Genomic DNA, 26,829 nt, shown 5'->3' on the forward strand with positions numbered 1-26,829 from the left:
CAATCCCCATTGCTTCGGCTACGTCGTTGTGGGCGCGGCGCCTTGTATACCAACCCCGGCAGGGCTCCCGCCTTCCGTCTTTCGGCTGAAGGCCGCGACCAATTTTGCAAGCGCCGGCGAAAACCCGCCGGCTGCCGGCAGGATGGCGTCGGCAGACGGCAACTCCGCCGTGCGGTGACAGGCGGTGGCGTGGCCCGAGCCGTCGGCCAAGAGCGTCGGCGCCTCGTTGCGGCAGCGCTCGATCACGAACGGGCAGCGGGTGTGGAAGCGGCAGCCAGCGGGCGGATTGAGCGCGCTCGGGATCTCGCCCTCGAGCAGGACGGTCGCGCGCTTCGCCTTCGGCTGTGGCAGCGGGATCGCGGACAGCAGCGCTCGGCTATAGGGATGTCGGGGTGAGGCGAACAGCGCATCCGCCTCCGCCGTCTCGACGATCTGGCCGAGATTCATCACCGCGACGTGGTCGGCGATGTGCTTGACCACAGCGAGGTCGTGCGAGACGAAAATATAGGCGAGGCCGAGCCGATCCTGCAGCTCTCGCAGCAGATTGAGGATCTGCGAGCGGATCGAGACGTCGAGCGCCGAGACCGGCTCGTCGCAGATGATCAGCTTCGGCTCGACCGCGAGCGCGCGGGCGATGGCGATGCGCTGGCGCTGGCCGCCGGAGAATTCGTGCGGATAGCGCCGTGCCAGCCTCGGCTCCAGCCCGACCAGCCGCAAGATTTCCGCGACGCGCGCGCGCCGCTCTGCCGGCGGCACGAGATCGTGCAGCGCCAGCGGCTCGGTCAGGATCTGCCCGACGGTCATGCGCGGATTGAGCGAGGCGTAGGGGTCCTGAAAGATGATCTGCGCTTCGCGGCGGAAGGCGCGGAGCGCATTGGGATCAAGCGAGAGGAGATCGCGGCCGTCGAAGCGCACCGTGCCCGCGTCCGGTTCGATCAGCCGCAGCACCAGGCGGCTGACGGTGGATTTGCCACATCCGGATTCGCCGACGAGCGCCAGCGTCTTGCCGGCTTCGAGCGAGAAGGAGACGCCATCGACCGCCTTGACGTGCGCCAGCGCCCGGCCGAACAGCGAGCGCTCGGCGACGAAATGCTTGACCAGGCCCGTGACCTCGAGCAGCGCCATCACGACACCAGACGTTCGAGCGGCGCGCGGATGCAGCGCGAAAGGTGGCCGGGGCTGACTTCGATCAATGGCGGCGGTGCCTTGGTGCAGGCGTCCAGCACGAACGGGCAGCGCGCGGCGAAGCGGCAGCCTGCCGGCGGCTGCGCCATGTTCGGCACCATGCCCTCGATCGTCGCAAGCTGTTCGGCGCGATGGTCGAGCCGCGGGATCGAGCCGAGCAGGCCGACGGTGTAGGGATGCTGCGGCGCCGAGAACAAGTCGTCCACCGGCGCGCGCTCGACGATCTCGCCGGCATACATCACCGCGACCTCGTCGCAGACCTCGGCGACCACGCCGAGATCGTGCGTGATCAGGATGATCGCGGCGCCGCTTGCCGCTTTCAACTCCCGCATCAGCTCCAGGATTTGCGCCTGCAAGGTGACGTCGAGCGCGGTCGTCGGCTCGTCCGCGATCAGCAGGCGCGGATCGCAGGCCAGCGCCATCGCGATCATCACGCGCTGGCGCATGCCGCCGGAGAGCTTGTGCGGATATTCGTCGATCCGCCGCTCGGGCGAGGGGATGTGGACGCGGCGCAGCAGCTCGATCGCCCGCTCGCGCGCGCTTTTCCGCGAGCCGCCGCGGTGGCGCAAAATGGTCTCGATGATCTGGTCGCCGATGGTGAAGCTCGGATTGAGCGAGGTCATCGGCTCCTGGAAGATCATCGCGAGCCGGTTGCCGCGCAGATTGCGCAGGGTCTGGTCCGGCGTCCGCAGGAGATCGAGGCCGTCGAAGCGGATCGCGCCCGATATCTCCGCACTTTGCTTCGGCAACAGGCCCATGATCGCCAGCGACGTCACGCTCTTGCCGCAACCGGATTCGCCGACGAGGCCGAGCGTCGCGCCGTTGGCGACACTGAGGTCGACACTGTCGACCGCGTGGGTGATGCGGCCGTCGTCGCCGTGGAAACGGATGCGGAGGTCCCTGATCTCGATGAGGGGGCTCGCGCTCATGATTGCCTTGCACGCGCTGCTTGGATGCTGGCGTCGATGACGCTGCGATCGGTATTGCCGGCCGGGTTCTGCCGCGTCGGCATGGATGTGCGAAAATGAACCCATAGCTCGTGGCTGACCTGCTCAAGCCGTTCGAGCTCACTGATCGGATCGGGATGGTCGTCGGCGCGAATATCCAGTGCCGGCCATTCCTCCTCGCCATGGATCAAGAGCGCGGCGGACTGCTTGCCGCGCTTGTCGCCGCCGGCGGCTTCGCCCGCTCGCATCGCGGCGAGCAGGCGGCGCGGGAAGGACAGACTGTCGTTGGCGATATAGGTCTTCGCGGTCTCGTCGAGCACGTCGGCGCCAGCCAGCATGTTGCCGGCGATGGAGAACCCGCTGCCTGCGATGTGCCCGCACCAGTCGACGCAGTCGCGCCCGGTATGGGCGGCGATCTCGCCGCTCGCATCCATGATGTGGATCTGACGGCTCTCGCGGCCATCGTCGGTCGCGAGCAGCGCGGCCAGCACGTCGTGCGCGTTGAGCCCTTCCCGCAGCAGCTTGACGCCGTCGATGCCGTAATATGGATTGACGAAGGCCTGCGTCGCGATGGCGCCGACGCCGGCAGCAATATACGGCACGCGTGCCCCAACGGCGAAGAAGCGTGTCGCAACGGCGATGCCGAACTGGCCGGTAGCAGGGTCTCGCGCGATGATCGACCAGGTCATGTGCTGCCTTCAGCGTCCCGCGGCGTAACCTTGCATGCCGCGCGGATTGGCGGCGGCGCGCCGCCGCACGCCCACGCGCGAGGCCGCGGTGAGGCGGCCTTCGGACCAGTCGGGGCCAACTTCCACGATGTGTCCGCGCTCACGAAGGTTCTCGATCGTCGCCTTGGGCACGCGGTTCTCGACCACGAGCACGCCGGGGCGGGCTGTACGCGGCCAGAACGAGATCGGGAAATGCTCGGAGTGCCAAGCCGGCGCGTCGATCGCCTCCTGCAGATTGAGATTGCAATGGACATGGCGCAGGAAGAACTGCGTGATCCACTGGTCCTGCTGGTCGCCGCCGGGCGAACCCCAGGCGAGGTACGGCTCGCCGTCGCGCAGTGCCATGGTCGGCGACAGCGTCGTGCGCGGCCGCTTGCCCGGCGCGAGCGAACCAGGTTGGTTCTCCTCCAAATCGAACATCTGCGCGCGGCTGCCGAGGCAGAAACCCAGCTCGGGAATGACAGGCGAGGATTGCAGCCAGCCCCCTGAAGGCGTCGAGGATACCATGTTGCCGGCTTTGTCGATGATGTCGAAATGCACGGTGTCGCCGCGCACCTCGCCGAAGCGCCCCACGGTTGGTTCACCGGCGCCGAGCGCGCCAACGGCCTCGCGCTGGCCTTCAGCGCGGCGCAGCTTGACGACGCCGCCAAAGCTCTCGATTGCGCCGGGCCGGAGATCGAGCGAAGCCTTCTCGGTAACCAGCTTACGACGTTCGTCGTTATAGGCGTCCGATAGCAACGTCGCGATCGGGATCTCGCTGAACTTGGGGTCGCCGTAGAATTTTTCGCGATCGGCAAAGGCAAGTTTTGCGCATTCGATCTGGAGATGGATGAACTCCGGCCCGGTGGGATCGAGCCCGTCGAGGGCAAAGCCCTTCAGCAGCGCGAGCTGTTGCAGCGTCACCGGACCCTGGCTCCAGACTCCGGCCTTGCAGACGGTATAGCGGCCATAGTCGTAGGTGAGCGGCGCTTCGATCGTCGGTTGCCAGCGCGCCATGTCGTCGGCAGAGAGCACGCCGCGATGCGGCGAACCGCTGACGTCCATCACCTCTTGCGTCCGGCAGAATTTGTCGATGGCTTCCGCGACGAAGCCTTGCGACCAGGCTTTGCGCGCGCGCTCGATTTCGGCATCACGGCCACCGCCGCCGCTCTCGGCTTCGCTGAGAATTCGTGCGTAGGTCGCGGCCAGCGTTTTGTTGGTAAAGAGCGTGCCGGGCTTCGGCACCTCGCCGTTCGGCAGGTAGACGGCGGCCGACGTTGGCCAATGCTTGCGGAATAATTGTTCGACGGTCTGGATCGTGGCGCAGGCGCGCTCCACCAGCGGGTAGCCGTCGCGCGCATAGGAGATTGCGGGCTCCAGCACGTCGCGCACGCGCATCGTACCGTAGTCGCGCAGCAGCATCATCCAGGATTCGAAGGTGCCGGGGACGCAGGCCGCGAGCAGGCCGGTGCCGGGCACCATGTCGAGGCCTTCGCTCTTGTAATGCGCGATGGTGGCGCGCGCCGGGGCGGGGCCCTGGCCGCAGATCACCTCGGTGCGGCCGCGCTTCACGTCGTGGACGATGACAGGCACGTCGCCGCCGGGGCCGTTGAGATGCGGCTCGACCACCTGCAGCGTGAAGGCGGTGGCAACGCCGGCGTCGAAGGCATTGCCGCCCTTTTCCAGGATGGCCATGCCGACGGCGGTCGCGATCCAGTGGGTTGTGGCGACGACCCCGAACGTGCCCTCGATCTCGGGGCGGGTCGTGAAGGGATCGGGATTGACATTGCTGGCCATGGATTACCTCATTTGCGGCGCGCGCAATTGATCACAGGCGATGCCGCGCCGCCAATGCGCTGCCAGCATGGCACGCGCGCGTCACGCCGGGACCGGCGCGGTGTTGACGGCGTGGCAGGCGACGCCGTCAATCAGTTCCGGCGTCTCCTTGCGGCAGAGATCGAACGCCAGCGGGCAGCGCGGATTGAAGGCGCAGCCGGGCGGCGGATTGATCGGGTTCGGGATCTCGCCCTTCACCGGAATGCGTTGGCGGCCGCTCATGGCGAGGTCGGGCACGGCACCCAGCAGCATCTTGGTGTAGGGCATACGCGGACGGGCGAACAGCTCGCGTCCTTCCGCGATCTCGACGATGCGGCCGAGATACATCACGCCGACGCGGCTCGCCATGTGGCGGACCACGGCAAGGTTGTGGCTGATGAACATGTAGGTCAGACCGAACTTGTCCTGCAGGTCGCGCATCAGGTTCAGGATCTGCGCCTGCACTGAGACGTCGAGCGCCGAAGTCGGCTCGTCGCAGACGATGAACTCGGCATCCGATGCGAGCGCCCGGGCGATCGCGATGCGCTGGCGCTGGCCGCCGGAGAATTCGTGCGGAAACTTCAACCGATCGTCGGGATGCAGGCCGACCAGGCTGAGCAGCTCGCCGACGCGCGCCTGGATGTCGCGCTCACCCTGGATCAGGTCGAAGGCGCGGATCGGCTCAGAGATGATGGCATCGACGCGGAAGCGCGGGTTCAGGCTCGCATAGGGATCCTGGAAGATCATCTGGATGCGGCGGCGCAGCTTTCGGCGCGCCGGCGCCTGCCGCGGATCGGTCATCGAGACGCCGTCGATCAAGACATCGCCGGAGCTCGGCGGCAGCAGGCCGACGACCATCCGCGCCACCGTGGTCTTGCCCGAGCCGGACTCGCCGACCAGCGCAAAGGTCTCGCCCTTCCTGATGTCGAAGGTGACGTGATCGACCGCCTTGAGATATTCGAGATGGCCGCCTTCGAGCACGCGGTTGAGCCAGGGTTTCGAGACGTCGAACACCCGGCGCAGATTTGTGGCCTGGACGAAGGAAGCGCTCATGCCGCGCTCTCCGCCGGCACGCTGTCATAGAGATGGCAGGCGACCGATTGCGCACCGCGCGGCAGCGGCTCGGGTCGATCGACACGACAGCGATCGAACACGAACGCGCAGCGCGGGTTGAACGAGCAGCCGCGCGGGATCGCCGACAGCCGCGGCATCGAGCCGGGAATCTGCATGAGACGCTTGTCGTCGCCGGCCAGCGTCGGGATCGCGCCCATCAAGCCCTTGGCGTAGGGATGCAGCGGATTTCTGACGACATCCTGCACCGGACCGATCTCGGCAACACGGCCGGCATACATCACGGCGACGCGGTCGGAGGTCTCCGCGATCACGCCCATGTCGTGCGTCACCAGCATCACGGCGGTGCCGTGGTCGCGGCCGAGCCGCTTGATCAGCGAGATGATCTGCGCCTGCACGGAGACGTCGAGCGCAGTGGTCGGCTCGTCCGCGATGATGAGTTCGGGCTCGGCGCAGATCGCCAGCGCAATCACGACGCGCTGGCGCATGCCGCCGGAGAATTCGTGCGGGTAGCCGTCGATGCGCTTTTCCGGCGCGGGAATTCCGACCTCGGCAAGCAGGTCGATGGCGCGGCGGCGGGCGGCCGTCTCGGAGAGATTCAGGTGAGTTCGGATCGTCTCGATGATCTGGTCGCCGACCCGGTAGAGAGGATTGAGCGAGGTGAGGGGGTCCTGGAAGATCATGCCGATCCGTTTGCCGCGGATGCGGCGCATCTCCTCCGGCGGCAGATTGTCGATGCGCAGGCCGGCCAGGCGAATCTCGCCGCCCGCGATCCGGCCAGGCGGGTCGATCAGGCCGATCACGGCAAGGCCGGTGACGGATTTGCCGGCGCCGGATTCGCCGACCACGCCCAGCACTTCGCCCTTGGCGATGTCGAAGGAGACGCCGTCGATGGCGCGCAGCGTGCCGCGGCGGGAGGCGAACTCCACCTGAAGGTTGCGGACGGAGAGGATGGGCTCGGTCATGAGTGAGGCGCTCTTGTCGAGGTTTTGCTCATCGGAGCTTCGGGTTGAGCGCATCGCGAAGCCAGTCGCCGAGCAGGTTGATCGACAGGATCAGCCCGGCCAGCGCGAGGCCGGGGAATGCGACGATCCACCATTCGCCCGCGAACAGATAATTGTTGCCGATGCGGATCAGCGTGCCCAGCGAGGGCATGGTGTCGGGCAGGCCGACACCGAGGAAGGACAGCGTCGCCTCGGTGATGATGGCCAGCGCGAGGTTGATGGTGGCGATGACCAGGATCGGGCCCATCGTGTTCGGCAGCACGTGCCGCAGCATGATCTTGGGCGCGGGCAGGCCGATCAGCTGCGCGGCGGCCACGTAATCCTTGTTCTTCTCGACCATCACGGAGCCGCGCACCGTCCTTGCATACCCGACCCAGAAACTCAGGCCGATCGAGATCACCAGCACCACCAGCATGCTGGTGGCATCCAGGCGGTTGCCGAGGATGGATTTCGCGATGCCATTGACCAGCAGCGCGATCAGAATGGCGGGAAAGGTCAGTTGCACGTCGGCGATCCGCATGATCACGCCATCGACCGCGCCGCCGAAATAGCCGGCGATCAGGCCGAGGGCGATGCCGAGCGCGCCGGCGAAGATCACACCGGCCACGCCGACGGCGAGCGAGATGCGCATCCCGTAGAGAATGGCGGAGAACACGTCGCGACCCTGCTCGTCGGTCCCGAGCAGGAACGGGCTTTGGCCATCGGCGGTCCAGAGCGGCGAGATGCGCGAGTTCATCAACTGGAGCTGCGCCGGATCGAACGGGTTCTGCACCGCGAGCGCGGATGCAAAGATCGCGAGCAGGAAAAGCAGCGCGGTAATGGCCGCTGCCACCATGGTCAGCTTGGAGCGGCGGAACGAATAGAAGATGTCGCTGTCGAGGGCGCGGCTGAGCCAGCTGCGACCGGCATGCGCGGGCGGCGCGCTCTGCTTGTCGGAATTGGAGGCGACGGCGTCGGACATGCAGGGGCCTTATGTAGCGCGGCCGACGGTCGCGCGCAGGCGCGGATCGACCACGGTGTAGAGAATGTCGACCACCAGATTGATGGTGACGAAGATCAGCGAGACCATCAGCAGGTAGGCGGCCATGATCGGGATATCGACGTTTTGCACGGCCTGCACGAACAGGAGTCCCATGCCCGGCCATTGGAACACGGTTTCGGTGATGATCGAAAATGCAATAACCGAGCCAAACTGAAGGCCGGCCACGGTGATGACGGGGATGAGCGTGTTCTTCAGCGCGTGGCCGAAATGGATGGCGCGGGTAGTCAGCCCGCGGGCGCGGGCGAAACGGATATAGTCGGTTCGCAGCACTTCCAGCATCTCCGCGCGCACCAGCCGCATGATCAGGGTCATCTGGAACAGGCCGAGCGTGATCGAGGGCATGATCAATGCCTTCAATCCCGACAGCGTGAGCAGGCCCGTGCTCCACCAGCCGAGCTTGACCACCTCGCCGCGGCCGAACGAGGGCAACCAGCCCAATGTCACCGCGAACAGATAGATCAGGAGAATGCCGATCAGGAAAGTCGGCAATGAGATGCCGATCAGCGAAACCGCCTGGAATAATTTGGCGAGCACGGTGTCGCGCCTCAGCGCCGAATAGACGCCCATCAGAATGCCGAACACCATTGCAAACACGGTGGCGCAGATCGCAAGTTCCAGCGTGGCCGGCATACGTTCCATCAACAGGGTCGAGACCGGCTGGCGGAACTGGTAGGAGACGCCGAACTTGAATTGCGCGGCGTCGGCGAAATAACGCACGAACTGCACCGGCACGGGATCGTCCAGGCCGAGCGACTTGCGCACGGCTTCGCGTTCGGCCGCCGACGTGTCGATCGAGACGATCTGGTTGACGGGGTCGCCTGCGAAACGGAACATCGAGAAGGCGATGATGCCGACGGCGAACATGACGCCGATGGCCTGAACGGCGCGGCGAAGAGTGAAAGCGAGCATGCCTTCCACTATCCTTGGGTGTGCGTGCGGTCGACGTCTTTGTCAGCCGGAAAAGGAAAGGTCCCGGATGCATGACGCCGCCGGGACCTCGTGTTCAACTAGCACTATTCCTTCTTGGTCGCCCAATGGAACATGACCAGATTGTCGGCGCGCTGCGGCAGGTTGACCTTCTTCGACACGCCCCAGGCCAGCGCCTGCTGGTGCAGCGGGATGTAGGACCAGTCCTTGTTGCCGATTTCGTAGGCCTGCTTGATCAGCTGGTTGCGCTTGGCGGTATCGGTTTCGACCAGCACCTTGTCGGTGATGGCGTCGAACTCCTTGTTGCAGTAGCCGCCGAGATTGGCCTCGCCGCGTGAGGATTTCGCATCGTCGCGGCAGCCCATGATGTCGTAGAGCACGTTGTGGGAGTCCATCGTGCTCGGCGTCCAGCCCAGGAGGTAGAATGAGGTCTGGTAGCCGCCCTGCTTCAACACCTTGGCGAAGTACTGCGCCTTCGGCTGCGCCAGCAGGTTGATCTTGACGCCGATGCGGGCCAGCATGCCGACAACGGCCTGGCAGATCGCGGCGTCGTTGACGTAACGGTCGTTCGGACAATCCATCGTGACCTCGAAGCCATCGGGATAGCCGGCTTCGGTCAGGAGCTTCTTGGCTCCATCAGGGTCGAATTTCGGCCGCGTGAACTCCTTGGACAGTGCGAACAACTCCGGAGCGATCATCAGCGCCGATGGCGTCGACAGCTCGCGCATCACGCGCTTCTTGATCAGCTCGATGTCGATCGCCTTGTAGAAGGCCTCGCGGACGCGGACGTCCTTGAACGGGTTCTTGCCCTTGATGTTGGAGTAGAGCAGCTCATCGCGCATCTGATCGAAGCCGATGAAGATGGTGCGCAGCTCCGGCCCCTTCAGCACCTGGGCGTTCGGGCTGGAATCGACGCGGGAGATGTCCTGGATCGGCACCGGCTCGATGACGTCGACTTCGCCTGAGAGCAGCGCAGCGACGCGGGTTGCGTCCGAAGCGATCGGGGTGAAGACGATCTCCTTCAGGTTACCTTCGACCTTGCCCCAGTAATTGGGGTTGGCCTTGAAAACCGTCTTCACGCCGGGCTGATGGCTTTCGATGGTGAACGGACCGGTGCCGTTCTCGTGGAGAGAGGCATAGCTCGGCGTGGTCGCCGCCACCGGCGTCGGGTCGACGACGTTGTTCTCCTCGGCCCATTTCTTGTCCATGATGTACCAGACATCCCACGAGTTATGCAGGATGGGATTGGGCGAGGGCAACACGAAGTCGACGGTGTAGTCGTCGACCTTGACGACCTTGACGTCGGGCGCAAGGCGGGTCTGCATATTGGACCCTTTCTTGCGGACGCGATCGGCGGAGAACACGACGTCGTCGGCGGTGAAGGGGTCGCCGTTGTGGAATTTCACGCCCTTGCGCAAATGGAAGCGCCAGCGGGTCGGCTCCGGGGTTTCCCAGCTTTCGGCGAGCGCCGGAATGATCTTGAGGTCTTTGTCGCGCGCGGTGAGGCCTTGATAGACGTGGCCGAGATGGGCGTGGGTGGTGCTTTCGTTCAGCGTATAGGGATCAAGGGATTTCAGGTCACCCTGGTTGGCATAACGCAGCGTCTGGCTCGACGCCGGCGCGACCGTCAACGCAAGCGTACCGGCGAGCGTCGCCGCAAACAGACTTCGACCGACTGACATTCTTGACCCTCTCCACTCTACCGTGCCGATGATTTTTGATTGTTCGGCAGGGCTGATTGATCCATGTTGCCCAGAGTTCTCGACCGGTGCAAGCGCCATTCCAGCAAGGAACGCGCCAAGTTGCACCGCTGTGCAGCAATGCTGACCGTGCCGCCTGGCATGGAGGACCGCGTCTTTCGACTTTGGTTGACTATATCGGCCGATTGCGGGACGGGGCATGTCGCGCCTGCATCAGGTCGCTTGCGTCGCACCACAACTCGCGGCGATACTGCCGACAGGCCGCTCGAATCTCATCCGGAGGGGATATGAAAGTTAATATCGAAATCGACTGCACCCCCCTCGAGGCCCGCCAGTTCTTCGGTTTGCCTGACGTGGGGCCGATGCAGACGGCGGTGATGGACAAGCTGCAGCAGCAGGTACTCAGCAACATCGAGAAGGTCTCGCCGGAATCGCTGATCCAGAGCTGGTTCACCTTCGATCCCAAGATCGCCGAGCGGTTTCAGGACATGTTCGTCACGATGGCGGGCCTCGGCGGCACGCGCAGCAGCGACAAGAAGAAATAATGTCGTCCGGGCCGGACGGGCGGCAGGCGCCGGGCGGGCTTCGTCCGCCGGGCCTCGCCCTGCTGCTTGCAGAAGCGCGCGGCCTGTTCGAATTCAATGCGAGCCTGCTGCTGTCGCCAGTCCTGATGCGCGCGCCCAGGGGGGACGGTCATCCGGTGCTGGCGCTGCCGGGCTTTCTGGCCAGTGACCTCTCGATGGCCCCGATCCGGCGCTATCTCGCCGAGCTCGGCTATGAGGCACATGCCTGGCGGATGGGCCGCAATCTCGGCGGGCTGGGGCGGATGCGCCAGTCGCTGCGCGCCCGTCTGGCCGAAATCCATGCTGCGAGCGGACGCAAGGTCAGCCTGGTCGGATGGAGCCTCGGCGGCGTCTATGCTCGCGATCTCGCGCTCCAGGCGCCCGACATGGTCCGTTATGTCGTCACGCTCGGCAGCCCGTTTGCCAATGACGTGCGGGCGACCAATGCCACGCGGCTCTACGAGGCGCTGTCAGGCGAGCGGGTCGAGGATTTCGCCGAATTGCGCGAGGCGATCGCCGGCGATCTTCCGGTGCCGGCGACGTCGATCTATTCGCGGGCCGACGGTGTCGTGAACTGGCGAACCTGCTTGCTGCGTCCCTCCGACCGCGCCGAGAACATCGAGGTGCATCTGGCGAGCCATATCGGGCTCGGGGTGAACCCTGCGGCGCTGTGGGCCGTGGCCGACCGCCTGGCGCAACCGGAAGGGGAATTCTCGCCATTTGACCGGGCAGGGCCGTTTGCCATTGCATATGCCCCGCCGGAACAGGCAGTATCGGCCTGACGAGAAGCGCTGGCCAAGGCGCCCGTCAAATCTTGCGGGAGGGAACTATGGCTGACGGTAAGAAGCTGTCGTCGCTGGACGCGTCGTTTCTCTATCTGGAAACGCCGGAGATGCCGATGCATGTCGGGAGCATGGCGATCTTTCGCCTGCCCGACGACTACAAGGGCGACTTCTTCGAAGACTTCAAGGCGATGATCGTATCGCGCCTGCACATCGCGCCGATCCTCAAAGCGCGGCTGGAAAAGGCGCCGCTCGACATCGATCATCCCTCCTGGGTCGAGGACGATCAATTCGACATCGACCGCCACATCTTCCGCGCCAGCCTGCCGCAGCCGCGCGACCGCGCCACGCTGGAGCGCATCGTCGGCTGGATGCACGCCAAGCTCCTGAACCGGGCTCGCCCGCTCTGGGAGTTCTACGTGTTCGAGGGCATGAAGGACAACGAGGTCGGGCTCTATTCGAAGATGCACCATGCCGCGATCGACGGCGGCGCTGGTGCCGCCCTGACCAACATGATCTACGACATCTCGCCGATCCCGCGGAAGGTCGATCCGCCGGCCGCGGGATCCAAGCCTGGACAGGAGCCGCGTGACATCGCCGCCAACCTGCTCGATTCCTATCAGCAGCTGTTCAACCAGCCACTCGACGCGGGCAAGGCCGCCCAGAATCTGCAATTGCCGCGCACCGGCAAGAGCGACATCGGCTCGATCCTGTTCGACAATGCGATGTACCAGATCGAGAGCGCGGTGCGCTTTGCCGGCAATATCCCGACCATGGTCAAGAGCGTCTCCGAGGTGCTTGGCAAGGTCGCCGATCCGAAGTCGCGCGAGAGTCTCGCCAGCATGGTGTCGCCGCCGACCATGCTCAACAAGACCATTTCCTCGGAGCGAAGCTTCGCCGGCGTCTCGATCCCGCTGTCGCGGGCGAAGGCGCTGGCCAAGCGGGCCGGCGGCAAGCTCAACGACGTCGTGCTGGCGCTCGCCTCCGGCGTGGTCCGGCGTTACCTGAAGGAGTACGGCACGCTGCCGGCGAAATCGCTGACCGCGGCGGTGCCGATCTCGCTGCGCGAGGAGGGCAACACCGAGGCCAACAACCAGGTGTTCGGCATGATCTGCGCGATCGCGACCAACATCGACGATCCCAAGGCGCGGCTGGAAGCCATCATCGCGCAATCGACCAAGTCCAAGGAGATGTCGCACCCCTTGCGCGCGCTGATGCCCCAGGTCTCCAACATCTCGATGCTCGGCGCGCCGATCATGGTGCAGATCCTGGCGCTGCTCTACAGCCGCTCGAACCTGTCGGACGTGCTGCCGCCGGCCGCGAACATCACGGTGTCCAACGTGCCGGGGCCGCGGCAGACGCTCTACGCTGCCGGCGCGGAGCTATTGCACATCTTCCCGGTGTCGATCTCGACGCACGGGCAGGCGCTCAACATCACCGTGCAGAGCTATCGCGACCAGCTCGATTTCGGCTTCATCGTCGGCGCCAACATCATTCCGCATGTGCAGGTGATGTGCGACATGCTGCCGGAGGAGTTCGCCGCGCTGGAGGCGGCCTACGCGCCGCCGGCGACCGACATCAAGGGTGCCGCTGAGTAGGAATGGTTCGATGATTGAAATGCCACCGCTCAAGTTCGTGCAGACGAACGGAATCCGCATGGGCTATTACGAAGCTGGCCCGAACACCGACGTGCCGCCGATGGTGCTGTGTCACGGCTGGCCCGAGCTCGCGTTCTCCTGGCGTCACCAGATCAAGGCGCTGAGCGAGGCCGGCATCCGCGTGATCGCGCCCGACCAACGCGGTTATGGCGCGACCGACCGGCCCGAGCCGGTCGAGGCTTACGACATCGAGCACCTGACCGGCGACCTCGTCGGGCTCCTCGATCATTTGAATATCGACAAGGCAATCTTCGTCGGTCACGACTGGGGTGGCTTCATTGTCTGGCAGATGCCGTTGCGCCACATTGAGCGGGTTGCGGGGGTGGTCGGCATCAACACGCCTCATACCAACCGCGCCTGGGCCGATCCGATCGAGCTCCTGCGCGCGCGCTTCGGCGACAAGATGTACATCGTGCAGTTCCAGGATCCGGCGCGTGAGCCCGACAAGATCTTTGGCAGTCGCGTCGAGCAAACCTTCGATGCTTTCATGCGCAAGCCGGTGCCGCGCCCGCCCGACGCGCCGGCAGAGGAGGTGGTTGCCGGCGTCGGCGCTTCGCCGCGGGTCAATCTGGCGTTTCCGCGAATGATTGCCGCCTATGATGCGAAGCACGATCCGCGCACGCCCATCCTGTCACCGGAAGAGAAGAAGGTGTTCGTCGACAATTTCACCAGAACCGGTTTTACCGGCGGCATCAACTGGTACCGCAACATGTCGCGCAACTGGACGCGTGCCGAAGGGCTCGATCATACGGTGCGCGTACCGTCGCTGATGATCATGGCCGAGAACGACGCGGTGCTGCCGCCGTCCTCCGCCGATGGCATGGACAAGCTGATTCCCGATCTCGAGAAGTATCTGGTGAAGGACAGTGGCCATTGGACGCAGCAGGAGAAGCCGGAAGAGGTCAGCGCCAAGCTGATCGAATGGCGTAGAAGGCGGTTTGGGTGAGGACGCAGACGTCATCCCGGGGCGATGCATAGCATCGAACCCGGGATCTCGAGATTCCGGGTCTGGTCCTTCGGACCATCCCGGAATGACGCAAGGCAGGGGGAAGCGCACGTCAATGTCATCCAAGAACCGTCTGGACCCGATCCCGCATCCGCCGACCAAGCCTGTGGTCGGCAACATGCTGTCGCTGGACTCGGCCGCCCCCGTGCAGCATTTGACGCGGCTCGCCAAGGAGCTCGGTCCGATCTTTTGGCTCGACATGATGGGCTCGCCGATTGTGGTCGTCTCGGGCCACGATCTCGTCGATGAGCTCTCCGACGAGAAGCGTTTCGACAAGACGGTGCGCGGCGCGCTGCGGCGCGTGCGCGCGGTTGGCGGCGACGGCCTATTCACGGCCGACACCCGCGAGCCGAACTGGAGCAAGGCCCACAACATCCTGCTCCAGCCGTTCGGCAACCGCGCCATGCAGTCCTACCACCCGAGCATGGTCGATATCGCCGAGCAGCTCGTCCAGAAGTGGGAGCGGCTCAACGCCGACGACGAGATCGACGTCGTCCACGACATGACGGCGCTGACACTGGATACGATCGGCCTGTGCGGTTTCGAGTATCGCTTCAATTCGTTCTACCGGCGCGACTACCATCCCTTCGTCGAGTCGCTGGTGCGCTCGCTCGAAACCATCATGATGACACGCGGCCTGCCGTTCGAGCAGATCTGGATGCAGAAGCGGCGCAAGACGCTCGCCGAAGACGTCGCCTTCATGAACAAGATGGTCGACGAGATCATCGCCGAGCGGCGCAAGAGCGCGGAGGGGATCGACGACAAGAAGGACATGCTCGCCGCGATGATGACCGGCGTCGACCGTTCGACCGGCGAGCAGCTCGACGACGTCAACATCCGCTACCAGATCAACACCTTCCTGATCGCGGGCCACGAGACCACCAGCGGCCTGTTGTCCTACACGCTCTATGCGCTGCTCAAGCACCCGGACATCCTCAAGAAGGCCTATGAGGAGGTCGATCGTGTCTTCGGCCCCGACGTCAACGCGAAGCCCACCTACCAGCAGGTGACGCAGCTCACCTACATCACGCAGATCCTGAAAGAGGCGCTGCGGCTGTGGCCGCCGGCGCCGGCCTACGGCATCTCGCCGCTCAAGGACGAGACGCTCGGCGGCGGCAAGTACAAGCTCCGGAAGGGCACCTTCACCACCATCCTGGTGACGGCGCTGCATCGCGATCCCAGCGTCTGGGGCCCGAATCCGGACGCCTTCGATCCCGAGAATTTCAGCCGTGAGGCGGAGGCCAAGCGGCCGGTCAATGCCTGGAAGCCGTTCGGCAACGGCCAGCGCGCCTGCATCGGCCGCGGCTTTGCCATGCACGAGGCCGCGCTCGCGCTCGGCATGATCCTGCAGCGGTTCAAGCTGATCGACCACCAGCGCTACCAGATGCATCTGAAGGAAACCCTGACGATGAAGCCGGAAGGCTTCAAGATCAAGGTGCGCCCGCGCGCCGATCGCGAGCGTGGCGCCTATGGCGGGCCCATCGCGGCTACGTCCTCGGCGCCGAAGGCGCCGCGCCAGCCGACGGCCCGGCCCGGCCATAACACGCCGATGCTGGTGCTTTACGGCTCCAATCTCGGCACCGCCGAGGAGCTCGCGACGCGCATGGCTGATCTCGCCGAGATCAACGGCTTTGCCGTGCATCTCGGCCCGCTCGACGATTACGTCGGAAAGCTGCCGCAGGAGGGCGGCGTTTTGATCATCTGCGCCTCCTATAACGGCGCGCCGCCTGACAACGCGACGCAGTTCGTCAAATGGCTCGGCGGCGATCTGCCGAAGGATGCCTTCGCCGGCGTGCGCTACGCCGTGTTCGGCTGCGGCAACAGCGACTGGGCTGCGACCTATCAATCGGTGCCGCGCCTGATTGACGAGCAATTGTCGTCGCATGGTGCGCGCGCGGTTTATCCGCGCGGCGAGGGCGATGCGCGCAGCGATCTCGACGGCCAGTTCCAAAAATGGTTCCCGGCGGCGGCCCAGGTCGCGACGAAGGAGTTCGGCATCGACTGGAATTTCACCCGCACTGCCGAGGATGATCCGCTCTATGCGATCGAGCCGGTGGCGGTCACAGCCGTCAACACCATCGTCGCCCAGGGCGGTGCTGTCGCGATGAAGGTGCTCGCCAACGACGAGCTTCAGAACAAGGGCGGATCCAATCCATCCGAGCGTTCGACGCGCCACATCGAGGTGCAGCTGCCGTCCAACGTCGCCTACCGCGTCGGCGATCATTTGAGTGTCGTGCCACGCAACGATCCCACGCTGGTGGATTCGGTCGCCCGCCGCTTCGGCTTTCTGCCCGCCGACCAGATCAGGCTTCAGGTCGCCGAGGGCCGCCGTGCGCAATTGCCGGTAGGGGATGCCGTGTCGGTCGGCCGCCTGCTCAGCGAGTTCGTCGAGCTGCAGCAGGTCGCGACGCGCAAGCAGATCCAGATCATGGCCGAGCACACCCGGTGCCCGGTCACCAAGCCGAAGCTGCTCGCCTTCGTCGGCGAGGAGCCTGAGCCGCTCGAGCGTTACCGCAGCGAGATTCTAACCAGTCGCAAATCGGTGTTCGATCTGCTGCTCGAATATCCCGCCTGCGAATTGCCGTTCCATGCCTATCTGGAAATGCTTTCGCTGCTGGCGCCGCGTTATTACTCGATCTCGTCCTCGCCGTCGGTCGACCCGGCGCGCTGCAGCGTCACGGTCGGCGTGGTCGAAGGGCCGGCCGCCTCCGGCCGCGGCACCTACAAGGGCATCTGCTCGAACTACCTCGCCAACCGTCGCGCGGGCGATGCGATCTACGCCACCGTACGCGAGACCAAGGCCGGCTTCCGGCTTCCCGACGATCCCTCGGTGCCCATCATCATGATCGGCCCCGGCACGGGCCTCGCGCCGTTCCGCGGCTTCCTTCAGGAGCGGGCGGCGCGCAAGGCGAAGGGCGCCACCCTCGGACCCGCGATGCTGTTTTTCGGCTGCCGCCATCCCGATCAGGATTTTCTCTACGAGGACGAGCTGAAGGCGCTGGCGGCGAGCGGCATCACGGAACTCTTCACGGCGTTCTCGCGCGCGGACGGACCGAAGACCTATGTGCAGCACCTGCTCGCCGCGCAGAAGGACAAGGTCTGGCCGCTGATCGGGCAGGGCGCGATCATCTATGTCTGCGGCGACGGCGGCAAGATGGAGCCGGACGTGAAGGCGGCACTGGTCGCGATCCATCGCGAGAACAGCGGCAGCGACGCGGCCGCAGCTGCGCGCTGGATCGAGGAGATGGGGACGAAGAACCGGTATGTGCTGGACGTCTGGGCGGGTGGGTGATTGTTCGCCCGATCATGCTAAACGTCCCTCATGATTCCCTGGGAAAAAATCGATACCGCCAAGATCCCCGGCTCCGACGAGGAGCTCCGCCTGATGCGGCGGGGCAAGGAGTTTTCCATCAAGCTCGGCACCAACGAGCTGATGAACAACCGCCTGTCGGGCTCGGAGGCCGCGCTCGCAACGCTCGCGGCGAAGCAGATCGAGACGGTCGCAAAACCCGTCGTCCTGATCGGCGGCCTCGGCATGGGCTTTACGCTGCGTGCAGCGCTGGCGGTGCTTGGCGCCAAGGCGAAAATCGTGGTCTCCGAGCTGGTGCCCGCGGTGGTCACCTGGGCACGTGGACCGATGGCGGAGGTCTTCGGCGATAGTCTCGATGATGCCAGGGTCAGCATCCGGGAAACCGATGTCGGCGAAGTCATCCGTGCCAAGAGCGCGGCCTTCGACGCTATCCTGCTTGACGTCGACAACGGCCCCGAGGGGCTGACCCGCAAAGGCAATGATGCGCTCTACAGCGCAAGCGGGCTGGCGGCGGCGAAGACAGCACTGCGGCCGGGCGGCGTGCTCGCCGTCTGGTCGTCGGGACCCAATCACGCCTTCACCAAGCGCCTTAAGCGGGCGGGCTTCGACGTCAATGAAGTCGCCGTCCGCGCCACCGGCAGAGGCGGCGGCGCGCGCCACGTAATCTGGATGGCGAAGAAGAGTTAAGCCGCCTGCGCGGCCGCGCCATGCGCGTGCTTGTCGATGGCACCGATGATCTCGGGCCAGAACCGCATCGGCAGCGCGTGGCCCATGCCCTCGATCATCAACAGTTTTGCGTTCGGGATTGACGCCGCCGTGTCCTTGCCGCCCTCGGGCCGCACCAGCGGGTCGACGGTGCCGTGAATGACCAGCGTCGGCGCCTGCACGGCGTGCAGCCTTTCCTTGCGACTGCCGGACGCCAGCACGGCGCGGAGCTGGCGGCCGACGCCGGCTGGATTGAGCCCGCGCGCGAACACGCGCTCGGCGCGTTCAGGATCGAGCGCTTCCTCCTCCGGAAAATGTCCGGCGCGCAGCACCTTCCAGGTTTGGCCGTAGCGGACGATGAACTCTTCCTTGCTGCGCGGCGGCGGCGCCATCAGCATTGCGGCGGCCTCGCGCGTCGGCGGCGGCACGCGCGGATTGCCTGTCGTCGACATGATCGAGGTCAGCGAGCGCACGCGCTGCGGGAACGACAGCGTCACCTCCTGCGCGATCATTCCGCCCATGGACGCACCGACAAGATGCGCCGACTTGATGCCGAGCGCGTCCATCAGCCCGACCGTGTCTTTCGCCATGTCGATCAGCCTGTAGGTTGCCGCGACGGGAATCTTGAAGAAGCGCAGCTTCAGTAGCTCGAGTGGCGTCAACCGCTTGCCGCCCGTCAGATGGCTCGACTTGCCGATGTCGCGATTGTCGAAGCGGATCACGCGGAAGCCGCGTGCGGCAAGCTGCTCGCAGAACGCATCGTCCCAATGGATCATCTGGGCGCCTAATCCCATGATCAGCAGCAGCGGCTCGGCATTGTCGTTGCCAAAAATCTCGTAGCAGATGTCGATGCCGTTGGCGCGGACGGTCTGGGGCGGCTGATGGGTCGTCACAGGCGTTCCCTCAAGCGTTTGACTGATGCTGTATCGCACGGTTTCCCGTTGCAATGAAAGCCGCACGCGGCACCGAGCCGCTGCTTGCCGGTTGACCGGCACGGCGCAACGGTGTGGTATGGCGGAAAAAGAAGGGCATCGAAGCTCTCGAGATCTGGAGGACGCCGATGACCGACAAGACCAATGACCCGGTCGCCATGTGGCAAAAGATGGTCGGTGAGATGGAGAAGGGGTTCAACTCCTTCGCCAACCAGGCCATGTCGTCACCCGAGTTTTCGCAGGCGATGAACCGTGCGGGGGGAGTTGCTGCAGGTGCTCAGAAGCAGCTCGGCGAACTCATGGAGAAGTATCTGGTCTCCATGAACCTGCCGAGCCGGGAGCAGGTCACAGGCCTTGCCGAAAGGCTGCAAGCTATCGAAGGCCAGATCGGTGAGATCAAGTCGCTGCTGAGCCAGATGGCTGCAAGTGCCGGCGTGTCTCAGGGGGCCGATTCCGCATTGCGGCCGCCACGCACCAAGCGTCCGCCGTCTGAGGGCGGAGAGCAGGCATGAATGCAGCTCCCGGACTTGATTTCGCATCTATCCCGGAACGCATCCAATCCGAGGTGCAGCGCGCCATCCAGCGCAGCATCAAGGGCGTCGAATATTTCTCGACCTCGGGTCCGTCACTTGGATCGACGCCTAAGGATGTGCTGCATTCGCGCGGCACGATGAGCCTCTATCACTATCGGCCGATGTCGGACGAGATCTACCGTGTGCCGGTGCTGATCGTGATGGCGACCACCAACCGCGGCTACATCCTCGACCTCGTGCCCGGCCAGAGCTTTATCGAATTCCTGCTCAAGCGCGGTTACGACGTCTATATGCTCGACTGGAGCGCGCCACGGCCAGAGGAGAAGAGCCTGCGGATGGAGGACTATGTCCTCGACTTCATCCCGGATTGCGTCCGCCGGGTGCAAGCCGATTCCGGCGAGCAGGACGTCTCCGTCATCGGCTATTGCTTCGGCGGCGTGCTGTCGCTGCTCTACGGCGCGATCCACAAGGACGGGCCGATGAAGAATTTGATCTGCTTCACCACGCCGATCGACTTTCGAGAGATGAAGCTGTTCTCGAACTTCTCCGACCGTCGCTATTTCGACGTCGACCATCTCGTCGACAGTGTCGGCAACGTGCCGCCGGAGATGATCCTGTCCTCGTTCGAGATGTTGCGTCCGGCCTCGCGCACGGTCAGCCAGATCCAGCTCTGGGAAAACATCTGGAACGACGAATTCGTCAAGTCGTACCGCATGTTCGACCGCTGGGCGACCGACACGCTGCCGCTGGCTGGCGAGTATTTCCGCGCCATCACCAAGGACCTGATGTGGGACAACAAGCTGTTCAACGACACCATGTCGGTCGGCGGCCGGCCTGCGAAGCTCGACAATATCAAGGTGCCGATCCTGCATGCGGTGGCCGAGCACGATCACATCGTGCCGTATGAGGCCGCCAAGCACCTGATCGCGAAGATTGGTTCTGCGGACAAGGAAGAGGTGATGCTGAAGGGCGGTCACGTCTCGCTCGTCGCAGGAGCCAACGCCGTCAAGCGGCTATGGCCGAAACTGGATTCCTGGCTAGGGAAGAGATCGACATGAGCGAGCAGCGTTCGTATCCGCGCCACGTCAAGACCGACGCCGGCGATATCGAGATTCGCCTGATGTCGCCCGCGGATGAAGCCGCGGTGCTCGCCTTCGGCAAAGGCCTGCCGACCCACGATTTGCTGTTTTTGCCGCGCAATATCAGCGAGCCGAAGGTGCTGTCGGCCTGGGTCAAGGAGATCGAGCGTGGCGCGATCACGAGCCTGCTTGCGGTCAGGGACGGCAAGGTCGTCGGCTGCGGCACGCTGGTGCGCGATCCGCACTCCTGGTCACCCCATGTCGGCGAGATCCGCATGGTCGTCTCGCTCGACGTTCGCGGGAAGGGGGTAGGGCGGGCGCTGTCGCAGGAGACCTTCGCGCTCGCGCTCGGCGCGGGCCTGGAGAAACTTTCGGTTCAGATGACGGTCGACCAGCAGGCTGCGATCGCCGTGTTCGAGAGCCTCGGTTTCAAGGCCGAAGCGCTGCTGCGCGACCATGTCCGGGACGTCAACGGCAAGACCCACGACATCGTCGTGCTCGGCCACAACATCGCGCAGGTCCAGGCCCAGATGGAGGCCTACGGGCTGCCAGGCGCCGTCCAGCACTAGGACCGCCGTCCAGCCACCGCGGTCCGACCACTCTAGGGAACCCGCTTGGCCAGGGAGGCATCAGATTGCCGCCCGTTAAGGCTTTTCACAGTTTCGTGATATCGCAGTGCAATATGAATATTGCATCGCACAATTAACTATGCCATATAAGCCGTGCCCCGGGCCAATGCGGACGGGGTGAGCCCATAGCTCAAACCAATGAGGATGGAGAGAACCCCATGACCACTGAAACCAACACCGCTTTCGAGGGCTTCAAGGACGCTTTCAAGAACATCCAGAATCTGGAAGTTCCCGAGGCCGCCCGCGAGTTCGTCAAGAAGACCGCCAACACCGCCAAGGATCGTGCTGCCGAGGCCTTCGCAGGCTCCGAGCGCGTGACCGCCGCCGTCGAGAACGCGGTGACCGAATCCGTCGCTGAGGCCGGCAAGATCAGCCGCAACATCCAGCAGGCGATCTATGACGACGCCCAGGCGTTCTTCGCCGGCATCGACAAGCTTGCTTCCGCCAAGTCGGTCAGCGAAGCCGTCGAGATCCAGTCGAGCCTGCTCCGCGCCCGCGGCGAAGTGTTCGTCTCGCGTGCCAAGGCGACCGCCGACTATTTCGGCCAGCTCGCCGCCAACGGTGCGAAGTCCGCTCAGGACAATTTTGCCAAGGTCTACAACAAGACCGCCTGATCCGGCGCCCTGATGAAAACTGAAATTTGAGGCCCGCTTCGGCGGGCCTTTTGTTTCTGCGCTGCCGTCATTGTGACTGACCGTCATTCCGGGGCGCCCGAAGGGCGAACTCTGGTGCGCAATTGCGCACCAGAGAATCTCGAGCTTCTCAGGTGCGCAAGAGCGCACCATAGTTCGATGCTTCGCATCGCCCCGGAATGACGTAATCTCCCATCCGTCATGAATGCACCCGCCACCTTCTCCTTCGACACTCCCGGCGATGCCGAACGCGCGGCCGAGCTGCGCCGCGTGAAGGCGCTGGCGACGCTGGTCTTGGCCGCGACGCTTCTGCTCTTCATCGTCGCGAAATGGCTGCTGCCGGTGCATCCCGTGTTCGGCTTCATCGCCGCCTTCGCGGAAGCCGCGACCATCGGCGGGCTTGCCGACTGGTATGCCGTGGTCGCGCTGTTCAAGCGTCCGCTCGGCCTGCCGATCCCGCATACCGCGATCATCCAGAGCAACCAGGCCCGGATCGCCGACAAGCTCGGCGAATTCATCCAGGTGCATTTCCTCGAGGCCGGTCCGGTCGAGGCCAAGCTGAAGGAGATCGATTTCGGCTCCTTCGTCGCCGACTGGCTGCGCGACCGCAAGCGCAGCGACGATCTCGCGCGCTTCGCGCTCCGCCTGTTGCCGGAAGCCGTCTCGGCGACGGAGAGCTCGGGCCTGATGACCTTCATCATCCGCCGCATGTCATCGCAACTCCAGGCCATCGACCTCGCCCCGCTCGCGGCCGGCACGTTGCTCGGCCTCGTGGCGGAGGGGCGCCACCAGATCCTGTTCGACGATCTCCTGCGCGTGATGCACGAGACGCTGAACCAGAAAGAGACGATGGGGATGATCCGGGAGAAAGTGCGCGCGGAATTGCCAACCCTGCTGCGGCTCTATCGCGCGGACAAGTTTCTGGTGAACAAGATCGTGGCGTCCGCCACCGCCTTCTTCAATGAAGTGCGCAGCGATCCCAAACATCCGTTCCGCGGCGAGTTCGATCGCATGGTGCTGAGCTTCGTCGACCGGCTCGGCACCGATCAGGCCTATATCGACCGGATCGACGGGCTGAAACGCGATCTGCTTGCGCGGCCCGAGCTTGCCGATCTCGCCCGCACCGTGTGGGCCAACACGCGCTCTTTCATCGAGCGTAGCGCGAGCGGCGAAACGCAGGTGCTGCAGCATCATCTCGCCGGCATGTTCGTCGCCGCAGGAGAAGCGCTCGCGGGCGATGCCGAGCTGCGCGGCGAGATCAACAAGGGGCTGGTAACGGTGCTGCGCAGCTTCGTCGCCGACCAGAAAAGCGGCGTCTCCATCTTCATCTCCGACCAGGTCAAGGCGTGGGACATGGCGCAGTTGATTTCGCTGATCGAAATCAACATCGGGCGCGACCTGCAATACATCCGCTTCAACGGTTCGCTGATCGGTGGGCTCGCCGGGCTGGTGCTCTACTCCGTAGAATACCTGCTCCGATTGCTGTGACTTTTGCGTCACGGACGTTAGCATTAACGCGCGGGCCTATTGTCGCCCCGCGACTCTCCCGCTTGAATGTCGGGAACCGGCCGCCTAGCTGATTCATGCTGCGCTGCGGAACGATCAAGAAGCCGGCGTATTGGAATTCATGCCCATTTGCCGGCATCGCGCCCGGCGTCTTCTCAGGGGAAACATTGATGACCGCTACTGCCCAGACGCTGCGTCCGCCGTCGAGAACACTGATGTTTCTGGAAGGGCGCGCGATCCACGAGTTCGGCGCGTTCCTCGGCGCGCTGCCGCTGCTGAGCCTTGCGCCGCGCGGCGATGGGCATCCGGTGCTGGTGCTGCCGGGCCTCGTGGCCTCGGATGCATCCACGCGTGCGTTGCGGACGTTTCTGACCAGCAAGGGTTATGCGGTGAGCGGCTGGCGCCAGGGCCGCAACTACGGTCTGCGCGAGGGCGTGCAGCATGCCATGGTCGATCTGGTCGAGGAGCTCAGCGACACCCATGGCCGCAAGATCAGCCTGGTCGGCTGGAGCCTCGGCGGCCTGTATGCCCGCCAGCTCGCCAAGATGATGCCCGACCGCGTGCGCCAGGTGATCACGCTCGGCAGTCCCTTCGCCGGCAATCCCCGTTCGACCAATGCCTGGCGCGTCTATGAATGGGCGAGCGGTCGGAAGTCCGACGAGGTCGACCCGCGGTTCGGCGGCGAGCTTGCCGCTCCGCCGCCGGTGCCGACCACCGCCATCTTCAGCCGCACCGACGGCGTCTGCGCCTGGCAGGGCTGCATGGAAAAGACGGGCACCCAGACCGAGAGCATCGAGGTCGAGAGCAGCCATTGCGGCATGGGCCATCATCCCGCCGTGGTCTATGCGGTGGCCGACCGGCTCGCGCAGAAGGAAGGCCAGTGGCGGCCGTTCGATCGTAGCGGCTGGCGTAGCCTGGCCTATCCCGATCCGCATCGGTAGTGCGCTTCTTCACCTCGCCCCGCTTGCGGGGAGAGGTCGGATCGCATCGGAGATGCGATCCGGGTGAGGGGGAGTCTCCGCGACTCCCACTCTCACCGAATGGGCGGAGGCTCCCCCTCATCCCGACCTTCTCCCCGCAAGCGGGGAGAAGGAGAAGTGGCGTCGCTCCCCTCCATTGTCGCGCCCGCATCAAACGCGCTATGCCTCGGGCATGGCGCATCCGTTGTCCCGCATCATCGACCAGCTCAAGCGTGAACCGTCGCGCACCGGCTCCATCGTCATCACCGTGTTCGGCGATGCCATCGTGCCGCGCGGCAGCTCAGTGTGGCTCGGCACGCTGCTGGAATTCTTTCAAGGGCTCGACATCGACAGCGGCGTGGTGCGCACCGCGATGTCGCGGCTCGCCGCCGACGGCTGGCTGACGCGCGAGAAGGTTGGCCGCAACAGCTTCTATCGCCTGGCCGACAAGGGGCGCCAGACGTTCGAGGCCGCGACGCGCCACATCTACGATCCGCCGCCATCCGACTGGACCGGACGCTTCGAGCTGCTCCTGATCGGCAATGGTGAGGACCGCGACGCCTCGCGCGACGCGCTGCGCAATGCCGGCTTCGGCAGTCCGCTGCCGGGCGTCTGGGTCGCGCCGTCGGGGGTGCCAGTCCCGGATGAAGCTTCGGGCGCGATCCGTCTCGAGGTCTCGGCGGAGGATGACAGCGGGCGTCGACTGCTCAGCGCAAGTTGGCCGCTGGATCGCACCGCGGATGCCTATCTGAAATTCATGAAGACGTTCGAGCCGCTGCGCGCCGCGATCGGCCGCGGCACGGATCTGTCCGAGGCCGACGCCTTCACCGCGCGCATCCTCTTGATCCACCACTACCGCCGCGTCGTGCTGCGCGATCCGCTGCTGCCCGAAAGCCTGCTGCCGACGAACTGGCCGGGCAGGGCCGCACGGGACCTGTGCGGCGAAATCTATCGTGCGCTGCTTGCCCCCTCCGAACAATGGCTTGATCGACATGGAACCAACGAAAAGGGGCCATTGCCGCCAGCGCGGAAGCTGCTAGAAAGGAGGTTCGAGGCCTGATTTTTATGTTACAGAAATATCTTGCATGACGTAATTATTGTTATATATTCCCTTCCAATAAATCGGGAGGATGCGCATGTATACCCAGGCGCTGAATACGGCCGAGACCAACGACCGCAGTCTTGAGGACGCAGGCCTAGCTGCGCAGTTCCAGGCCCGCATCGATGCCGAGGAGCGCATCGAGCCGAACGACTGGATGCCGGCGGCCTATCGCAAGACGCTCACACGCCAGATTTCCCAGCACGCCCATTCCGAAATCGTCGGCATGCTGCCCGAAGGCAACTGGATCACCCGCGCGCCGACCCTGCGCCGCAAGGCCGCGCTCCTCGCCAAGGTGCAGGACGAGTGCGGCCACGGCCTCTATCTCTACGCCGCGGCCGAGACGCTCGGCACCTCGCGCGAAGAGCTGGTCGACGCCATGCTCGCGGGCAAAGCCAAGTATTCCTCGATCTTCAACTATCCGACGCTGACCTGGGCCGACATCGGCACCATTGGTTGGCTGGTCGACGGCGCTGCGATCATGAACCAGATCCCGCTGTGCCGCTGCTCCTATGGACCCTATGCGCGCGCGATGATCCGCGTCTGCAAGGAAGAATCCTTCCATCAGCGCCAGGGCTACGAGATCATGCTGACGCTGTGCCGCGGCTCGGACGAGCAGAAGGCAATGGCGCAGGATGCGCTGAATAGATGGTGGTGGCCGGTGCTGATGATGTTCGGTCCGCCAGATAGCACGAGCCAGCATAGCGACACCTCGACCAAGTGGAAGATCAAGCGCTTCTCCAACGACGAGCTGCGCCAGAAGTTCGTCGATGCTACCGTGCCGCAGGCGCAATATCTCGGCCTCACCATTCCCGATCCCGGCATGATTCAGGATGCCGACGGGCACTGGCGTTACAGCGAGATCGACTGGACCGAGTTCAAGCAGGTCCTCGCTGGCAACGGTCCGTGCAATCGCGATCGCATGGCTGCGCGCCGCAAGGCGCACGAAGACGGCGCCTGGGTGCGCGAGGCCGCAGCTAGCTATGCCGCCAAACGTGCGCATCGCCAGACTGCGCAAGCTGCCGAGTAGGGAGATCA

Annotated in this window: 24 protein-coding genes; 14 read left to right on the plus strand and 10 right to left on the minus strand. The window is 64.7% G+C overall.

The annotated features are described in order from the left end of the window. Positions 1-18: 18 nt before the first annotated feature. The 9 genes from GGD65_RS32995 to GGD65_RS33035 form a co-directional block, all read right to left on the minus strand. Positions 19-1,125: an ABC transporter ATP-binding protein gene (locus GGD65_RS32995; RefSeq protein ID WP_183237962.1), complete on the minus strand. Its 1,107-nt coding sequence runs from the start codon at positions 1,123-1,125 to the stop codon at positions 19-21. Next, positions 1,125-2,114, minus strand: coding sequence for an ABC transporter ATP-binding protein (locus GGD65_RS33000; RefSeq protein WP_018315565.1), 990 nt, complete (start codon positions 2,112-2,114; stop codon positions 1,125-1,127). Before GGD65_RS33000 ends, GGD65_RS32995 begins: the two co-directional genes overlap by 1 nt. Next, the gene (locus tag GGD65_RS33005; RefSeq protein WP_018315566.1) at positions 2,111-2,821 is read right to left on the minus strand and encodes a DUF1028 domain-containing protein; all 711 of its coding nucleotides are present in this window, start codon (positions 2,819-2,821) and stop codon (positions 2,111-2,113) included. The genes GGD65_RS33000 and GGD65_RS33005 overlap by 4 nt, the downstream gene beginning before the upstream one ends. A 9-nt stretch (positions 2,822-2,830) precedes the next feature. Continuing rightward, positions 2,831-4,636, minus strand: a complete 1,806-nt coding sequence (locus GGD65_RS33010) for a gamma-glutamyltransferase family protein (RefSeq protein WP_183237963.1) — start codon at positions 4,634-4,636, stop codon at positions 2,831-2,833. An 81-nt stretch (positions 4,637-4,717) separates the two neighbouring features. Then, positions 4,718-5,707 (minus strand): ABC transporter ATP-binding protein, encoded by a 990-nt coding sequence (locus GGD65_RS33015; protein ID WP_091953652.1) that lies wholly within the window; start codon positions 5,705-5,707, stop codon positions 4,718-4,720. Continuing rightward, positions 5,704-6,690, minus strand: a complete 987-nt coding sequence (locus GGD65_RS33020; protein WP_183237964.1) for an ABC transporter ATP-binding protein — start codon at positions 6,688-6,690, stop codon at positions 5,704-5,706. The genes GGD65_RS33015 and GGD65_RS33020 overlap by 4 nt, the downstream gene beginning before the upstream one ends. Positions 6,691-6,718: 28 nt before the next feature. Further along, the gene (locus tag GGD65_RS33025) at positions 6,719-7,690 is read right to left on the minus strand and encodes an ABC transporter permease (protein WP_183237965.1); all 972 of its coding nucleotides are present in this window, start codon (positions 7,688-7,690) and stop codon (positions 6,719-6,721) included. Positions 7,691-7,699: 9 nt separating this feature from the next. Beyond that, a complete protein-coding gene (locus GGD65_RS33030; protein ID WP_026201522.1) occupies positions 7,700-8,680 on the minus strand; it encodes an ABC transporter permease in 981 nt (326 codons plus the stop codon). Between the two features lie 104 nt (positions 8,681-8,784). Then, positions 8,785-10,380 carry an ABC transporter substrate-binding protein gene (locus tag GGD65_RS33035; protein ID WP_018315572.1) on the minus strand — a complete coding sequence of 532 codons (1,596 nt, stop codon included), beginning with the start codon at positions 10,378-10,380 and terminating at the stop codon, positions 8,785-8,787. 305 nt (positions 10,381-10,685) lie between these two features. Between GGD65_RS33035 and GGD65_RS33040 the strand changes: the two genes are divergently transcribed. From GGD65_RS33040 to GGD65_RS33065, 6 genes are all read left to right on the plus strand, one after another. Beyond that, positions 10,686-10,943, plus strand: a complete 258-nt coding sequence (locus GGD65_RS33040; RefSeq protein ID WP_028135213.1) for a DUF6489 family protein — start codon at positions 10,686-10,688, stop codon at positions 10,941-10,943. Beyond that, complete coding sequence (locus GGD65_RS33045) at positions 10,943-11,743, plus strand: triacylglycerol lipase (RefSeq protein ID WP_183237966.1); 801 nt, start codon at positions 10,943-10,945, stop codon at positions 11,741-11,743. Before GGD65_RS33040 ends, GGD65_RS33045 begins: the two co-directional genes overlap by 1 nt. 47 nt (positions 11,744-11,790) lie before the next feature. Then, positions 11,791-13,341 (plus strand): wax ester/triacylglycerol synthase family O-acyltransferase, encoded by a 1,551-nt coding sequence (locus GGD65_RS33050; protein ID WP_183237967.1) that lies wholly within the window; start codon positions 11,791-11,793, stop codon positions 13,339-13,341. A 10-nt stretch (positions 13,342-13,351) separates the two neighbouring features. Beyond that, on the plus strand, positions 13,352-14,347 hold the full coding sequence (locus GGD65_RS33055; RefSeq protein ID WP_183237968.1) for an alpha/beta fold hydrolase: 996 nt from the start codon (positions 13,352-13,354) through the stop codon (positions 14,345-14,347). Positions 14,348-14,462: 115 nt separating this feature from the next. Then, the gene (locus GGD65_RS33060) at positions 14,463-17,699 is read left to right on the plus strand and encodes a bifunctional cytochrome P450/NADPH--P450 reductase (RefSeq protein ID WP_183237969.1); all 3,237 of its coding nucleotides are present in this window, start codon (positions 14,463-14,465) and stop codon (positions 17,697-17,699) included. Positions 17,700-17,729: 30 nt separating this feature from the next. Beyond that, the gene (locus GGD65_RS33065) at positions 17,730-18,404 is read left to right on the plus strand and encodes a spermidine synthase (RefSeq protein WP_018315578.1); all 675 of its coding nucleotides are present in this window, start codon (positions 17,730-17,732) and stop codon (positions 18,402-18,404) included. On the opposite strand, the gene GGD65_RS33070 is transcribed toward GGD65_RS33065, so the two are convergent. Next, positions 18,401-19,315, minus strand: a complete 915-nt coding sequence (locus tag GGD65_RS33070) for an alpha/beta fold hydrolase (RefSeq protein ID WP_018315579.1) — start codon at positions 19,313-19,315, stop codon at positions 18,401-18,403. The genes GGD65_RS33065 and GGD65_RS33070 overlap by 4 nt on opposite strands. Positions 19,316-19,482: 167 nt before the next feature. Between GGD65_RS33070 and GGD65_RS33075 the strand changes: the two genes are divergently transcribed. The 8 genes from GGD65_RS33075 (at position 19,483) to paaA (ending at position 26,821) form a co-directional block, all read left to right on the plus strand. Beyond that, on the plus strand, positions 19,483-19,866 hold the full coding sequence (locus GGD65_RS33075) for a hypothetical protein (RefSeq protein ID WP_026201523.1): 384 nt from the start codon (positions 19,483-19,485) through the stop codon (positions 19,864-19,866). Beyond that, complete coding sequence (locus tag GGD65_RS33080; protein ID WP_018315581.1) at positions 19,863-20,945, plus strand: alpha/beta hydrolase; 1,083 nt, start codon at positions 19,863-19,865, stop codon at positions 20,943-20,945. Before GGD65_RS33075 ends, GGD65_RS33080 begins: the two co-directional genes overlap by 4 nt. Next, positions 20,942-21,535: a GNAT family N-acetyltransferase gene (locus GGD65_RS33085; protein WP_177237249.1), complete on the plus strand. Its 594-nt coding sequence runs from the start codon at positions 20,942-20,944 to the stop codon at positions 21,533-21,535. The genes GGD65_RS33080 and GGD65_RS33085 overlap by 4 nt, the downstream gene beginning before the upstream one ends. Positions 21,536-21,753: 218 nt before the next feature. Further along, entirely contained in the window at positions 21,754-22,209 is a 456-nt protein-coding gene (locus GGD65_RS33090; RefSeq protein ID WP_092259565.1) for a phasin, read from the plus strand. A 219-nt stretch (positions 22,210-22,428) separates the two neighbouring features. Further along, complete coding sequence (locus GGD65_RS33095; protein WP_183237970.1) at positions 22,429-23,715, plus strand: DUF445 domain-containing protein; 1,287 nt, start codon at positions 22,429-22,431, stop codon at positions 23,713-23,715. A gap of 188 nt (positions 23,716-23,903) precedes the next feature. After that, positions 23,904-24,674 carry a triacylglycerol lipase gene (locus tag GGD65_RS33100; RefSeq protein ID WP_177237248.1) on the plus strand — a complete coding sequence of 257 codons (771 nt, stop codon included), beginning with the start codon at positions 23,904-23,906 and terminating at the stop codon, positions 24,672-24,674. A gap of 211 nt (positions 24,675-24,885) precedes the next feature. Then, positions 24,886-25,752 carry a phenylacetic acid degradation operon negative regulatory protein PaaX gene (gene paaX / locus GGD65_RS33105; RefSeq protein ID WP_183237971.1) on the plus strand — a complete coding sequence of 289 codons (867 nt, stop codon included), beginning with the start codon at positions 24,886-24,888 and terminating at the stop codon, positions 25,750-25,752. Positions 25,753-25,828: 76 nt separating this feature from the next. Then, positions 25,829-26,821: a 1,2-phenylacetyl-CoA epoxidase subunit PaaA gene (paaA, locus tag GGD65_RS33110; protein WP_179740227.1), complete on the plus strand. Its 993-nt coding sequence runs from the start codon at positions 25,829-25,831 to the stop codon at positions 26,819-26,821. Positions 26,822-26,829: the final 8 nt, after the last annotated feature.

Origin of the sequence: Bradyrhizobium sp. CIR18, from assembly GCF_014198295.1 — a bacterium.
In the GTDB taxonomy this organism is placed as follows: Bacteria; Pseudomonadota; Alphaproteobacteria; order Rhizobiales; family Xanthobacteraceae; genus Bradyrhizobium.

Bases quoted from the DNA above. Each gene is read 5' to 3' on its own strand.
- GGD65_RS32995 (WP_183237962.1), bottom strand. From the start codon at position 1,125: ATGGCGCTGCTCGAGGTCACGGGCCTGGTCAAGCATTTCGTCGCCGAG.
- GGD65_RS33000 (WP_018315565.1), bottom strand. From the start codon at position 2,114: ATGAGCGCGAGCCCCCTCATCGAGATCAGGGACCTCCGCATCCGTTTC.
- GGD65_RS33005 (WP_018315566.1), bottom strand. From the start codon at position 2,821: ATGACCTGGTCGATCATCGCGCGAGACCCTGCTACCGGCCAGTTCGGC.
- GGD65_RS33010 (WP_183237963.1), bottom strand. From the start codon at position 4,636: ATGGCCAGCAATGTCAATCCCGATCCCTTCACGACCCGCCCCGAGATC.
- GGD65_RS33015 (WP_091953652.1), bottom strand. From the start codon at position 5,707: ATGAGCGCTTCCTTCGTCCAGGCCACAAATCTGCGCCGGGTGTTCGAC.
- GGD65_RS33020 (WP_183237964.1), bottom strand. From the start codon at position 6,690: ATGACCGAGCCCATCCTCTCCGTCCGCAACCTTCAGGTGGAGTTCGCC.
- GGD65_RS33025 (WP_183237965.1), bottom strand. From the start codon at position 7,690: ATGTCCGACGCCGTCGCCTCCAATTCCGACAAGCAGAGCGCGCCGCCC.
- GGD65_RS33030 (WP_026201522.1), bottom strand. From the start codon at position 8,680: ATGCTCGCTTTCACTCTTCGCCGCGCCGTTCAGGCCATCGGCGTCATG.
- GGD65_RS33035 (WP_018315572.1), bottom strand. From the start codon at position 10,380: ATGTCAGTCGGTCGAAGTCTGTTTGCGGCGACGCTCGCCGGTACGCTT.
- GGD65_RS33040 (WP_028135213.1), top strand. From the start codon at position 10,686: ATGAAAGTTAATATCGAAATCGACTGCACCCCCCTCGAGGCCCGCCAG.
- GGD65_RS33045 (WP_183237966.1), top strand. From the start codon at position 10,943: ATGTCGTCCGGGCCGGACGGGCGGCAGGCGCCGGGCGGGCTTCGTCCG.
- GGD65_RS33050 (WP_183237967.1), top strand. From the start codon at position 11,791: ATGGCTGACGGTAAGAAGCTGTCGTCGCTGGACGCGTCGTTTCTCTAT.
- GGD65_RS33055 (WP_183237968.1), top strand. From the start codon at position 13,352: ATGATTGAAATGCCACCGCTCAAGTTCGTGCAGACGAACGGAATCCGC.
- GGD65_RS33060 (WP_183237969.1), top strand. From the start codon at position 14,463: ATGTCATCCAAGAACCGTCTGGACCCGATCCCGCATCCGCCGACCAAG.
- GGD65_RS33065 (WP_018315578.1), top strand. From the start codon at position 17,730: ATGATTCCCTGGGAAAAAATCGATACCGCCAAGATCCCCGGCTCCGAC.
- GGD65_RS33075 (WP_026201523.1), top strand. From the start codon at position 19,483: ATGACCGACAAGACCAATGACCCGGTCGCCATGTGGCAAAAGATGGTC.
- GGD65_RS33080 (WP_018315581.1), top strand. From the start codon at position 19,863: ATGAATGCAGCTCCCGGACTTGATTTCGCATCTATCCCGGAACGCATC.
- GGD65_RS33085 (WP_177237249.1), top strand. From the start codon at position 20,942: ATGAGCGAGCAGCGTTCGTATCCGCGCCACGTCAAGACCGACGCCGGC.
- GGD65_RS33090 (WP_092259565.1), top strand. From the start codon at position 21,754: ATGACCACTGAAACCAACACCGCTTTCGAGGGCTTCAAGGACGCTTTC.
- GGD65_RS33095 (WP_183237970.1), top strand. From the start codon at position 22,429: ATGAATGCACCCGCCACCTTCTCCTTCGACACTCCCGGCGATGCCGAA.
- GGD65_RS33100 (WP_177237248.1), top strand. From the start codon at position 23,904: ATGACCGCTACTGCCCAGACGCTGCGTCCGCCGTCGAGAACACTGATG.
- paaX (WP_183237971.1), top strand. From the start codon at position 24,886: ATGGCGCATCCGTTGTCCCGCATCATCGACCAGCTCAAGCGTGAACCG.
- paaA (WP_179740227.1), top strand. From the start codon at position 25,829: ATGTATACCCAGGCGCTGAATACGGCCGAGACCAACGACCGCAGTCTT.